A 13590-nucleotide genomic window follows, 5' to 3' on the forward strand; every position below is an offset into this window, starting at 1 on the left:
AAGTCCCCGTCATCCCTGTGGAAGTCCCCGTCATCCCTGTGGAAGTCCCCGTCATCCCTGTGGAAGTCCCCGTCATCCCTGTGGAAGTCCCCGTCATCATCGGCTCCGTTCCCGACGACGGCGTAGGCTGCGGCACCGTACCGCTATCCAAACTATCCCCGTTCTCATCGGGTAGCCGCCCTTCGAGAAAAATTAGTGGTACTGCACTTGGCATTGTTCCGACTCCTTGCGACGCTACTCAAAAACTACTAAATAAACTTAAAGTCAGATGCAGTAATGACGGTGCTGAGCGCTCCCGGCACTGTAGGAATAGAATTCAACACTCCCAAATCGAAAGCTGGGAGACTGTCATCTGCCACATTCGGGTCAAAGCCGAGAACGTACTTGTTAAAAGTATTGTTCAGGTAAACGAAGAAAGCTCCCGTTTTGCTCGAACCCTTTTGATTCTTCAACACTGCATTTACTGCTTGAGCGTTATCAAATTTAGATTCAAACAAAATGACTGATTGCTTGCTGATGTCGTCGCCGCTAGACCCGATATTCCTGACGATAAAACTGGTGAAATCGAGAGTAGTTCCTGAGTTTGTTAAACCTGCGAAATTTGACGATCTGAACAAAAATCTGTCGGTCTCGCTGCCGTTAGCGTTAAAGTCAGCTATCACGTCCACACCTTCGCTGGGAGTTTCGTAGTAGAAGAAATCATTGCCAGCATCGCCCGTGAGCAAGTCAGAACCGGCACCGCCACCCAAAATGTCATTGCCTGCACCGCCGGAAAGCGAGTCGTTGTCATCGCCGCCCAATACCAAGTCATTGCCGAAGGCGCCGCTGAGACAGTCGCTGCCGGCACCGCCGTCGAGAGTGTCGTCGCCCGCTTGGCCGTCGAGGGAATCGGTGCCGGCCTCGCCCAACACGTAGTCATTGCCCGAACCTCCGAGTCCCGTGTCGTTGCCTCCTCCACCCAAAATCGTGTCATCGTTGCCGCCGCCCAAGATGGAATCGTTATTGATACCGCCGTCGAGCAAGTTTCTGCCCAGTCCACCGTCGAGGATGTCGTCGCCTGCACCGCCGTCGAGGGAGTCATCGCCAATGCCACCAAGTAAGGTGTCGATCCCAGCGCCACCAAGTATCGAGTCGTCGCCGGATTCTCCCAACATCGAGTCATTGCCTGTTCCGCCGTCAATTGTGTCGTTGTTGTCACCGCCCAAGAGGTTGTCATTGTCATTGCCGCCGAACATCAGGTCGTTGCCCAGTCCGCCGATCAGCGAGTCTATGCCGTCTTGGCCGTCAACGGTGTCGTTGCCCAGTCCGCCGTCGAGGATGTCATTGCCGATCGCACCCACCACCGAGTCGTTGCCTGCTTCACCGAATTGGATGTCGTTGCCGCCATTACCATCGATCAGGTCGTTGCCGTCGCCCCCAGAGAGGGTATCGTCGCCGGCCCCGCCGAGGATGAAGTCGCTGAGGTTGCTGCCTGTAAAGCTGCTGGCCGGGAGTGCGCTGCGATCGACAATATTATCTACCACCGTGATGCTGAAGGATGCCGGCCCGATAGTTGCAGATCCGTCGGAGGCTGTAAACGTGAAAGTGTCGCTCCCACCTGCTGCCAGCAAGTTGTATTTGACGATGTTGTTGTTGATATCGTCTTGGCTGAATTTGCCGCCGACGTTGAGAAACGTGCTACCCCTTTGGACAAAACCTCTGGTAGCATCGGGGGCTTTAGTAATCGTGTAAACGATTTCCAAGGGGCTGTTGTCGGGATCTGTGACTAACAAATCGGCGGCAGTGATTGTCTGGATAGGATTACTTTTGGCAACCACCACACCGTCGTTAATTATTAGCTGGGGCGGGCTACTGACGTTGATGGTTACTACCGCCTTACTTGTGGCGCCGCTGCCGTCTGCGATCGAGTAGCTGAAGCTGTCAGTACCCAAGAAGCCGGGATTCGGGGTGTATTTGAATACGCCACCGCCCACGGGGCTCAGGCTCCCCTTGGCTGTTGGAGTAAAAGTCGTGACAGTCAGAGCGCTTTGTTCCTCGTCAGTGTCGTTCAACAGAACGTTGAAACTGAGTTCTTGACCCGCAACCGTGGTGAAGTTGTCGTTAACTGCTCTTGGAGGTTGGTTCAAGATGGGCGTCGGGAACGTCGGCGTCGGACTTCCTGTCGGCGTCGGACTTCCTGTCGGCGTCGGACTTCCTGTTGTCGGCGTCGGGAACGTCGGCACCGGCTCTGTCGGCGTTGGTGTCGGCGTCGGTGTCGGACTTCCTGTCGGCGTCGGTGTCGGCGTTGGTGTCGGCGTTGGTGTCGGCGTCGGTGTCGGCGTCGGTGTCGGCGTTGGTGTCGGCGTCGGTAGGGGAAGCGGAGTGGCGCTGCCGGGAACTGTGGGGGCAATTACAAATGAGCTTCGCCCTAGGGTTCTGCTGTCTACTCCGGGTAATACTGCTAGAAAGTCGCCGCTGACGCCGTTGCGAATAATCGTACTGCCGGCTTTGGTCTCAGTGCTTTGGAAGATTACCAAATCTTCAAACTTGAGGTCGCCGGTTAACCCGATTAAATCTTCGCCTTGGCGAAAGTCTGTGAAAATGTCGGCATCGGCGATGTCGGGGCCGCCTGTGGTGATAAATGCCGCGTTAGTGCCGTCGCTGCTGCTGCCACTGGGGGAACTGAAGGCACCGATGACGAAGACATCTCTGCCTTCGCCTCCTGCCATTATGTCTTTGCCTGCTTCGCCCCAAAGAACGTCATTGCCAGCACCGCCGTCCACGATGTCATCACCGTCGCCGCCGAATACGATGTCGTCGCCGTCGCCGGAAAAAAATGTGTCCCCGCCGGCGTTTCCGTATAGCCAGTCGCCTCCTTCGTTGCCAAATAGCAAGTCTTCGCCCTCGCCACCGAAGAGCGAGTCGTTGCCTTGGTCGCCCCACACGATGTCGTCGCCTCGATCGCCCAAAAAGCTATCGTCGCCAGCACCCCCACGCAAGCTGTCGCTGCCTTTTCCGCCGTAAGCCGTGTCTCTGCCTTCGCCTCCGATTACCGTGTCGTTGGCGTCATTGCCATACAGCAGGTCAGGGTTATTTGCCCCGTCGAGGCAGTCGTTGCCTTTGCCTCCGTACAGGGTATCGAGTCCTGAACCACCGTCGAGAACGTCGTTGCCCTCATTGCCGAACAGCACGTCGTCATCGTCGTTGCCAAATAGTAAATCGTCGCCTCCGACTCCTTGCAAGGTGTCGTTGCCTTGCAGCCCGGAAATCACGTCTGGGCCGGGACTGCCAGCTAAGGAGTCGTTGCTTTCTGTGCCGCGGACTACGCCGCCGATGACTGCAGGCGAGGTACCTTGGCCTCCGCCCACTGTGTCATCTATGCCACCAAAGGTGTCGTCCCCGGAGGGAGGTGGTGTTGGTGTCGGAGTCGGAGTCGGAGTTGGTGTTGGCGTCTCTGGTGTTGGCGTCTCTGGTGTTGGCGTCTCTGGTGTTGGCGTCTCTGGTTCTGGTTCTGGTGTTGGTGTTGGAGGTGGTATAATTACTAATGGCACTGCACTTGGCATTATTTTGGCTCCTTTAAACGACGATCCCGATTAACTTTAAGAACTGATTAGTATCAGTTTGTTGCCACAAATCTGGCTTAAAATTGATTAATAACCCCATCATTTCTAACATACTAAATCAAAACTGCCACGGCTATAGATATTTTTTAAGCCGGGCATCTTTTGATATCAAAATATTAATGATTGCACGTTTTGATGCCTATGTTGGGTATACTTTAATATCGCGCCAGTTCGAGAGAACCTAGAAGTCGGGCTTGGAGTCAGCCCGGTTTATTTATCCAGAATCAGAAAAAATAAAAATCCTCGCTGTCATAATTTTTTCTTTCCGAATGTCGAATGCTGAATACAGATGTGCCTGCTTTGTAAAACTTACCTAAACTTGTCTAAAATCGTTTTTAGACACAATCCGAGTTCACTTCCTACGCTGTTGGGTAGACGGCTAATCCCAAGATAAGTAGGCTATCCCCCAATAGCCTTGGGTTCCCAGTTTAAAATATTTAAACTCGCATTCAAATCACGATCTAAAGATATGCCACAAGCATGACAGTCAAAAGTCCGAACGCTTAGTGGCATATCTTTTTTATGGCCACACTTAGAACAGGTTTTAGAGCTAGGGAACCATTGATCTACCAGCACTAAAGTTGCTCCATACATTTTGCACTTGTAATCAAGTTGGCGTTTGAATTCGTAAAATCCTATATCTGATATTGCCCCAGCTAACTTGTGATTCGCCATCATGCCTTTTATATTCAAGTCTTCAATCAAAATTCGCTTGAAATTTTTGGCTAAATAAGTTGTTAACTTGTGAATAAAATCTAGGCGAATGCAAGCTATCCGCGCGTGGAGTCTGCTGATCTTATTATAGGTTTTGCGTTGGTTTTGGGAGCCTTTTACCTGTTTTGATGCTTGGCGCTGCAAGGTAGCAAGTTTGGTTTTCGCACTGGCTATTAACGGCTTTGGTGCATCAAATATCTGCTGATTTGACAGTGTGGCCGCATATTTAATGCCTACATCGATTCCCACGGATGCCTGAGACTGTTGAACTGGTAAACGTTCGGCGTCAACACAGAAGGAAATAAACCAACGACTTCCTTCTTTTGAAATCGTAAAAGTTTGAGACACGTAATCGCTTTCTAGGGCTTCGTAGAGCCGAAAAGTTCCCAAGGTAGGAATCTTTATGGTGTTGCCAGCGCTTAGTAGAACTTTTCCGTTAGACGAATCGACTGTAAAAGATTGACCGTCTCGGCGACTAGCGAATCTTGGATGACCTGCTTTCCCAGATCGATACCGACTAAACGCATCTTTTAGATCGATCAACGCATTTTGGTAAACTCGACTAGACAACTGGTTCATCCAGCCGAATTCAGGCTTTTTCTTGACGTAGTTGGTAAGAACTTTTTTGACTTCGTTGATTACCTTCTTGTCGGTAAAGTTCCCCTCACTATACATTTGAGTTCGCAGGCTTAATCCAAAATTAAATACTACACGCCGGAATCCTGCGTGTCTTGCCATCAAAGTCGCTTTGTTGTTATTCAATTTTAGCGCTCGTTTAACGGCAAACATAGAACTTCCTCAAGGGCGATTAAGTATGGATAAGTTTAGCGAACTATTTGGTAATTAAGTCTTGCTCTTGCCTGCTGAAGCGAATGTTATGCTGACTGCTGACAAGAAACAGAGCTGTTAATTAGGGGCAGAAGCGGCCCGGTTTGTTCTTGTCCACTGACGGATAGTTCGCTGTGGCAAAGGTAAAGCAGGGAACAGCGACTTAACAAATCTAGCAGAATTCGCCGCAGTCGCTGTTGGTCGGCCGCCGTTTCCTCTTCGGTTTCCCAGGGACGCCCCAGTTGCGATCGCAAAAATAAGGGAGCGCCAAACAATGTCGCCGCACCGCCGCTCAGCCACAGGGGCGAGCCGGCATCCAGCCAAAAGTGCCATTTGTGGCCGCGGCGGCTGCTGCGGTACTGGAAGATGTTGGCGAGGGTGACGGCTCTGGCTGCTGGGCCTTCTGGACGCACTGGAAAGGGGTTGGCGGTGACGGTTCCTTGGCGCAACAACTGGATGAACCGGGCGATCGTTTCTGAGTCGCCGCCGTTTGTTGGTTCTACGCGCTGCATTCGCCCGTTGATTTCCCAGTAGTGGGTGGCAGTTTCCATTAACTCGCGCAGGGCTGCTAGCCGATCGTAGGGCAGGTATCTGTCGTTCATGAGAAATTTCTGGATGGCTCGATCGAGTAGGGCAATTGGACTCGGCAACAGCCGCTCCTGCTGTTGCGATCGCTGTTGTTCGATCCACTCGACAATGTGCTCGTAGGCCCTGGCTGCTCGGTGTCCCACTCTGTCCCACCGGGGAAAGGCTGTAATTGGCAGCAATTGAGGTCGATCGATATCTGGACAAAAACAGTGATCGGCGATTAAACCTGCTCTCACTTGGTCGATCGATTTTTGATTGTGAATTTGAGATTTTAGATTGAACGTCGAGTTGGAATCTTCTGTTTCCAATGAACGGTGTTTCTGGCTGCCCAACACTACCAGCATTTCGGCTGCGCCGTCTCGATCGACTAAACGGCCGAGTCCCGGATAAACTAAGGCTAACAAAGTGAGTAAAGCTCGAATCTCTGGGGTAGTCGAGAGGGGACGCTGATCGTTGAGAGATACGGCGGCGATACCATCTCGCGCGAGAATTTCCGTTAAACTGTAACGGGCGATCGCATCCATCCCAGGGGCAATTACGGCGATTTCCTGCGGTTCCACGGCTTGTGACTTCACCGCATCGACGATGATTTCGGCGGTTTCTCGCAGCAGTTGAGCGCGGGAAGTGGTTTGGAGCGATCGAACTTTACCGGGCAAACTCAAGCCTAAAGGATAAAAACCCTCAGAATTAACTGCTAAACTTACCGCTAACTCTCCAATCTCTGCGGCTAAACCCGCTTTTGCGTCCAAATTTTCCACACTTTGACAGCGGCTTTCGAGTCGGGCTAGGTATTCCGTGTCAGCTCCCAAGCCCAAACGCACTCCTCCCTCTGGATTGTAGGAGAAAGCCCCCGCTGCACCGAAGTCGAGCATTCGATCGAACAAATGGCGACTTATCGCCGGATAATCGTCAACATCGTCCGCGATCACAGCTTGATATCTAGAGGCCAAATGCTGCTGGTAACTGACATCCGGCAACAAATAGCGCCAGTAGAGTTCGCAAACAATCCCGTAAGTCAGGAGCCCCCGCGTCAAGCACCATTCCCGCCACCTTTCCAGCAACTCTCCCATGCTAGTCCACAGGTTTGTCGAGCCGCCGTCAGCCGCAAATCCCTGTTCCAGAATGCTGGGAATCTCTTCTCTCGGTGTACCGCTGACAGCAGCAAGTTGTAATAAGTCTAGTGTTCGACGCACCATTCGGTTTGGACTTACCCCTGTTTTTTGCAAAATGCCTTCGTCTAGTTCGCGACGCCAGAGTCTCGCGGCAAGTTCCAGTTCTGTTTCAGGTTGCAGCCGTAGGGGAAATTGAGCTCTCACATCCAGCGACTGAACTAGCAGGGGCCAAAATAACAATACTTCCTGCTCAAAAAAACCGAAGGGCGTTGTGGAGTGAAAGGTATATTTTCCTTCGGTAGCAACGGCGATGCGATCGGCCAATTCTAGCCGGTTGTCTCCGTTAGCTGCTAAGACTAAAATTGCTGGGGCAGTTTGTCCAGCCCGGCGCCGCCCCGAACTCGATCGCCCTGAAACTTTTGTGGGCAAAGGCTTGACAGTTTTGCTCCAAATGCAGAACTGCTCGACTAAACGAGTGGTTTTACCGCTGCGGGCAGATCCGACAATCCAAATTGAATCCTCGGTGGCAGTTCCCAATTTATGTAAATTTGTTACCATACCATGAATACTTTAATCAATAATGTCTGCAGCCAACTAACAAGCTTTAGCTATGAATACTTCTCCGTGGCACAGGATTGTAAAATATCTCTACAGCCTTCACCAATGGTATCGAGAAACGCCTGAGAGGGCCCTAGAACAGGCCTACGATGCTGCGTTAGCAATTAAGGCGATCGAAGACGAGCATTTTGGCGGTCAAGGAATCTCTGAGCGATCGGGAGATTACGGACAAAGCACCCTGTCTTACTTTAAATCCGAACTGCAAAAATACCTCAAGGTTATCCAAACCCGAATGGTTGAGTTTAATGCTAGCCGTTCTTTTTTGGAACTGCCGGAGCGAGTGGGGGCCAAACCGAAAACGGGGCACAGCGCGGATCATCACCAGCACGGATTACATCTCAACAATAAAGATAGAGCCTCCCTTATATTTGAGAAGCTAGAGTTTATTGATGGAGTCATCGACAAGTATATTAATACTAGTAGATCGACGGCAATTGTTCCGGTTGTCAGTTCAGTAAATGTGCAGCCAAAATCTACAAAAAATAGCAGCTCTCCACCTGATCAAAATAAAGGTTCAGTTAATTCTGTTAAAATTCACGATGGTGAGGTTGATACTAACTATGAAGAAGTGAATTTATTACCGCGATCGCTTCTGGGAACTTTGAATCGAATTACTAAAGATTTAGACCCGGAAGCGGAAAAAGAAGTAGTTAAGAATTTTCGCAATTCCAAAGTAAAAACAATTATTTCTCTGAGATTTATTTTGCTTTTGATTTTAGTTCCGCTGTTGACGAATCAAATTTCCAAAAACTTTTTAGTCGGCCCGGTAGTAGACCATTTTAGGGGCAAAGAAAATGCTCCACTTTTCATAAATGTTAACCTGGAAGAAGAAGCATTCCAAGAACTGGAGAGATTTGAGCAACACCTCAAATTTGAAAGGTTAATAGGCATTGCTCCGTCGCTTTCTTTAGAGGAAACGGAAAAGAAGATTGCCGAGAAAGCAGTTGAGCTAGCGGAGGAATACCGCGCTGAAAGTGGTGGAGCTATTAAAAATATTTTTGCCGATTTGATGTCCTGCATTGCCTTTGCAGCGATTATCGTCACTAACAAGAAAGAGATTGAGATTTTAAAGTCTTTCATGGACGATGTGATTTACGGCCTCAGCGACAGTGCGAAAGCTTTCGTAATTATTTTGTTTACGGATGTGTTTGTCGGATTCCACTCGCCTCATGGTTGGGAAGTAATTCTTGAAGGTTTATCGAGGCATTTGGGACTACCAGAAAATAGGCAGTTCATATTTTTGTTCATTGCAACGTTTCCAGTGATCTTGGATACGGTATTTAAGTATTGGATATTCCGTTATTTAAACCGGAGTTCGCCTTCGGCTGTTGCTACGTACAAGAATATGAACGAGTAATCAGGGGCGAAGGAAGAAGGAATAAGGAATAAGGAAGAAGGAAGGAAGAAAAGATGTAATAATAGCAAGGGTTTCAGCCATTAATAACGTCCTCAGTAGGGCGTCCACTGCACAGAGAGTGGCTTACTCATAGCGCATAAAACCATTTATTTTTTGCGTCAGGAGTGCTTGAATTAAGTTGATCTACTGAAGATGTGGGGCCTCTAAATTTTATTTTTGGGCGGGTTCTGGCGCGCACCCCACAAGAATTTTATCAAAGTTGACTGTCATCAAGGCACGGCTCAGGAAGCGTAAAATTCAGATGGGCCTTGGCCCATCGAAAAAAAAGGCGATCGCCCGCAGAATTTCTCGAAAGAAATCAAAAGGGCGATCGCATTCCCAAAACTCATTACCAATTACCAATGACCTAATTCCAACGCTTCTTGCGCTGTCGCTGGCTTGCTACAGCCTCCACCAGTCCCAGGCCGAGAAAATTACTCAGCAGCGACGCATTCCCGTAACTTAGGAAAGGCAGTGGAATGCCCGTAACCGGAGCCAAGCCAATGTTCATCCCAATATTCACGAACACCTGAAAAATTAACATTGAGAGTACGCCGATCGCCAGCAAAGAACCAAAATTATCGTTAGCAGTTTGAGCGATCGTCACCAACCGGAAACAAATTAACCAGAACACAAACAGCACACAAATGCAGCCAATAAACCCCAATTCTTCGCCAATAGCTGAAAAGATAAAGTCTGTATGCTGTTCGGGAATAAAGTTAAGCTGAGTTTGCGTTCCCTGAAACAAACCCCTGCCTTTCAGTTCCCCTGCCCCAATAGCAATCCGAGATTGAATCAAGTGATATCCGCTGCCTAAAGGATCTTTCTCTGGGTTTAAAAACCCTGTCAGACGCATTTTTTGATAATCCTTGAGTACATTCCAAAAAAGCTGTCCGACTTGTCCAGAAACAACGTTCACCAACACAGCACCGAAAGTCCCCAACCAGGGCCAAGGCAGGGTTCGCCAAGCGATAATACCTGCAACAACTACCCAGGCTACCCAAATCGGTGTAGACAGGTTATTGAGGAGAACTGAGATGAGAGGAGAGAATAGCAATATTAGCCAGCCGGGATTGACATTACCCCAGTAAAACATCCCCATTGTGATCGCGCCGAACACCAAGGAAGTACCTAAATTTGGTTCGGCAAAGATCAATCCCCAGGGTACAGCCATAATCGCCAGCATCCTCAACATATTACCCACCGTGGGGACAGTCTTGTCGTGTAGGAGAGCTGCTAAAGTGATAATCATGCCTACTTTCGCAAATTCTGACGGTTGCAGGTAAAAGCCGCCGATGTTGATCCACCGCTGGGCACCGAGCCCTGTAGTACCGATAAACCGCACTGCGATCAGGGACAAATTGATTAATATGTAAATCGGCCATTTCCACTCAATCAGTGTTTGGTAACGGCAGCGGGAAATGATGATGGCGAGGAACAAACCGACTGCCCCAGTTACCCAGTGCCGCCACCAGTCGATCAGCCCCTGGTTGATTTCGACGCTGCGGATCATGACTCCCCCGAAGATGGTGAGGGCGATGCAAGCGCCAAACAGCCAAGGGTCTGCTTCTTCCCAGGGTTTGAAGATTGATTTCCAGCGGTTTCTGACTTGTATTCTCTGCAACATGAGGATTTTAGATTTTAGATTTTAGATTTTAGATTATGGAGCCGATTTTCGGAAGTTGTGGATATATTTCGGATTCACAGCCTGCACGTTACTTTAGAAGCGTCGGTGTAAGTATGTAACTTTATTCGGCGAGTTTTAGGGAGGTTCCGGGCCGTCCGCAACGGGCATTGAGTGCGCGGACACACTAATCTGTAAGGTGCGCCAGACCGCGCACCTTACGCGGATTTAGCCCGATCGCCGCGATCGGCAAGTCCGAAAATAGTCAGGCCGGTTCGTAAAGGTACTCGAAGCCGTTCCCATCTGGATCTCTGCCGTAAAAAGATGCAGTACCGTCGCGGTGTTCGTGAATGTGGGTGACGGAAACACCATCGGCTTTGAGTTGTTCGTAGGCGGATTCCATTTCGGTACGATCGTCAAATACAAACCCAAAATGCGGCCCTGCTTGGTCGTAACTCGGACTCAACAGCGCCAATCCGTCCTCTCCTGCTTTCAAATAAGCCCAGTCTGCATCTTTCCAGACTAACTCCATACCCAAGTTGCGGTAGAATTCTGCAGACTTCTCTATGTCTTGCACGCAGACGGCTACGTGTCCCAATCGTTTTAGTTTCATATCTACAAAGTTTATGGTTGTTCTTTCATTTATTGTATCTATTTTCTGATTTGTTGCTGGATTAATTAGGTATTTTTTCGGTTTTTTTGTCGGGGCTAACTGTACTTTTTCTACTTGTTTGCTAGCGTCCATTTCGCTGAACAGTTGAAGGGCGCGGTCAAAATTTTCTTCGTTTTCTCGATGTTACCAATTTTTTGTTCTGTCAGTGCTAGTTGATAGCAAGCTTCGGCTCGGTCTAATTTAGCGCTGGCTCGATCGAGTATTTCTATTGCTTCTGGATGGTGCTGCAGGGCTTGGTCAAATTCTCCCGGTTCTCGGTACAGCGCTGCTATACCGCTGAGAGCTTTGGCTTTGATGCTGCTGTACTGGTTTTGGTCGGCGATCGCGATCGCTTGGCGGTACAAGCTCAAAGCTTTCTCTGTCTCTGGCAGGTTTTGATAGGTGGCGGCGAGAAAAACTAATTTGTATCCCGTACCCACCAACTGACTGTTTTCCCGATCGACATAAAGTTTTTCGGCGAGCTCTTCCGCCTCTTTTTTGGCTCCGATACACGAGTTGAGGAAAGCTAACCCGACATTGATCGAATAGCTATTAATCCCGATTTCGTCCCGCGAATTTTTAAGCTTGACAAATATCTCCATAGCTGATTCTAATTCGCGCATTTCTATTTGACAAAAACCTATCTATATTAATTGCAGCGTTAACTTTCCCAAATTCCAGATTTGCTTGTTTGCCGTTTTCATTTTCGCAGTTTTTCGCTATAATAGGCAAAGATTTAGTGGCTTTTATTTCTGATATTTAATGGCATTCTATGGCTTGATTTATCTCGTTTAAGCTCCGATAATAAATCCCTAAAATACTGTATAAACCGCTCAAATAATAATCAGAAGTGACACGGTTGAGTGTGGAGAAGAAGTTGACAGACAAGCTTCTGACATCCGCACAAATCAAGTCGAGTTTATATTCAGGAGCAAGCAGCTATGTCTATTAACGATGTTGAAACAGCGATCGGGGATGAACAAATTCGCCCTCAAGAATGCGGTGGTGTTCGTTTCCAAAACAGTTGGTGGCAGGCGAAGTGCGATCGTCTTTGAGGGCTTCGCTAACGAAAAATAACTTTGAAACCGGGTGACGTGGTTCGCGTCGCGAGACTTGACAACATTACTTTGATAGTTGAAGCGTAGTTGGGAAACCATCGGGAGGTGGGGAGTTATCGGAGGGTAGAACAAATAAATTTGCGATCGCGTTTCTATTTCGATACATTTCTCTTCAAAAGGGCGATCGTACTTCTCGCCTCTGTTAATTTCCCGATTCTAGAGTTTGACCTCAACCACAACTCACCGCTGACAGTCGCCAGTCCGCCAGACCGCCAGGGAATGAATTCCCTGTCTAATAGCTAAAGTCCTCTGAAGAGGACTAATGAGTTTTTCAGTCCTCATAGCGAGGACTTTAGCTTTGAGGCAGGGGTTTCAACCCTTGCCGGACTGCGGGTTTAACCTAGTTGTTGACACGAAGAAGGACACGGCAATGCCGTGTCCCTAATTACGCAAAGCCTATGTGTCATGCTGAGGGAAACGAAGCATCAAGCGAGATGCTTCGCCCAAATGCCTAAGTCCTATTTTTCATAACGAACTAGAAGATGCCAGAGAAAAATATCCGGGTCGTCATGATCGATCATCTCTTTAAACATCGAAACAAAAGGCTCATAGTCCAAAAACTGCATCTCCAAACTGAGTTGTTTTAATCCCGCTTCTTTAAAGATGCGATTTAACCGCAAGGGAGTGTAATAAATTTGGGGATCTTGCCACTCAGCATCCCAAACTTTATTGCCGTAGACATCGATGTATCCCTCTGTGATGCAGTGAGCGTGTTTGCGACTGAAATAGGCAATTTCTAAGAAGCATAAGGTGGTTGGAAAATATCCGTATATCTTGCCACCTGGCTTGAGAATTTTCCCAAATTCCCGAATCATCTCGCGGTTGGTTTTATCCTCACTGGAAACCACAGAATTTACAAGGAGGACGTAATCAAATTTATCGTTCCACTCCGGTTTTTGTTCGGTGATTCGCGTGGAGTCTACTTGCTCAAACACGATTTGCTGATTGTTGAGTCGAGAATCTCCATCTGCTTTTTTCCAGTCTGCTTGTGCTTTTTCAATCGCTGTTTTGGAAAAATCGGTACAGTAGATTTGTCCAATTTGGGGGCAAAATTCTAGTAAGGTCTTCTGAAGATAAATTTCCGAGCCACAACCGGGAATTAGGACTTTGATGTCAGGGGAATTGGGAATATCATAGCCGGGAGAACGCTCTGGACGGATTAAGTTTTTGCAGATTTTGGGGTCTTGGGTGATGCTGAAAGCGGTGTTGGTATAATCTTCGTGGCTTTTATCCCACATCTCTTTCTCTTCTTCAAGAGATTTCGAGCCAAGGTTATGAGAAGAGGGAATTAGCCATTTGTAATCATTTGTGCTGGTCATAATTTTTAACTCCAAAATG

Annotated in this window: 10 protein-coding genes; 2 read left to right on the plus strand and 8 right to left on the minus strand. The window is 48.5% G+C overall.

The window, feature by feature from the left end:
- From QUB24_RS11860 to QUB24_RS11875, 4 genes are all read right to left on the minus strand, one after another.
- Window positions 1-214 (minus strand): hypothetical protein (locus QUB24_RS11860; RefSeq protein WP_333153356.1); only part of this gene is annotated, 214 nt, incomplete at its 3' end.
- Window positions 215-248: 34 nt separating this feature from the next.
- Entirely contained in the window at window positions 249-3542 is a 3294-nt protein-coding gene (locus QUB24_RS11865; RefSeq protein ID WP_333153357.1) for an Ig-like domain-containing protein, read from the minus strand.
- Window positions 3543-4001: 459 nt separating this feature from the next.
- Window positions 4002-5105: a transposase gene (locus tag QUB24_RS11870; RefSeq protein ID WP_333153358.1), complete on the minus strand. Its 1104-nt coding sequence runs from the start codon at window positions 5103-5105 to the stop codon at window positions 4002-4004.
- A gap of 86 nt (window positions 5106-5191) precedes the next feature.
- Window positions 5192-7402, minus strand: coding sequence for a recombinase family protein (locus QUB24_RS11875; RefSeq protein WP_333153359.1), 2211 nt, complete (start codon window positions 7400-7402; stop codon window positions 5192-5194).
- Between the two features lie 52 nt (window positions 7403-7454).
- On the opposite strand from QUB24_RS11875, the gene QUB24_RS11880 reads away from it, so the two are divergent.
- Entirely contained in the window at window positions 7455-8819 is a 1365-nt protein-coding gene (locus QUB24_RS11880) for a proton extrusion protein PcxA (protein WP_333153360.1), read from the plus strand.
- A gap of 406 nt (window positions 8820-9225) precedes the next feature.
- Here the strand turns inward: QUB24_RS11880 and rodA are convergent, their stop codons facing one another.
- The 3 genes from rodA to QUB24_RS11895 all read right to left on the minus strand — a co-directional run bounded on the left by rodA (window position 9226) and on the right by QUB24_RS11895 (window position 11757).
- Complete coding sequence (gene rodA, locus QUB24_RS11885; protein WP_333153361.1) at window positions 9226-10485, minus strand: rod shape-determining protein RodA; 1260 nt, start codon at window positions 10483-10485, stop codon at window positions 9226-9228.
- A 262-nt stretch (window positions 10486-10747) separates the two neighbouring features.
- Window positions 10748-11095: a VOC family protein gene (locus QUB24_RS11890; protein ID WP_190661613.1), complete on the minus strand. Its 348-nt coding sequence runs from the start codon at window positions 11093-11095 to the stop codon at window positions 10748-10750.
- A gap of 110 nt (window positions 11096-11205) precedes the next feature.
- Window positions 11206-11757 (minus strand): tetratricopeptide repeat protein, encoded by a 552-nt coding sequence (locus tag QUB24_RS11895; RefSeq protein WP_333153362.1) that lies wholly within the window; start codon window positions 11755-11757, stop codon window positions 11206-11208.
- Window positions 11758-12297: 540 nt separating this feature from the next.
- Between QUB24_RS11895 and QUB24_RS11900 the strand changes: the two genes are divergently transcribed.
- Window positions 12298-12495: a hypothetical protein gene (locus QUB24_RS11900; RefSeq protein WP_333153363.1), complete on the plus strand. Its 198-nt coding sequence runs from the start codon at window positions 12298-12300 to the stop codon at window positions 12493-12495.
- A gap of 215 nt (window positions 12496-12710) precedes the next feature.
- Here the strand turns inward: QUB24_RS11900 and QUB24_RS11905 are convergent, their stop codons facing one another.
- The gene (locus QUB24_RS11905) at window positions 12711-13571 is read right to left on the minus strand and encodes a class I SAM-dependent methyltransferase (protein ID WP_333153364.1); all 861 of its coding nucleotides are present in this window, start codon (window positions 13569-13571) and stop codon (window positions 12711-12713) included.
- Window positions 13572-13590 lie beyond the last annotated feature (19 nt).

Origin of the sequence: Microcoleus sp. B9-D4, assembly GCF_036705105.1 — a bacterium.
GTDB lineage: Bacteria > Cyanobacteriota > Cyanobacteriia > Cyanobacteriales > Microcoleaceae > Microcoleus.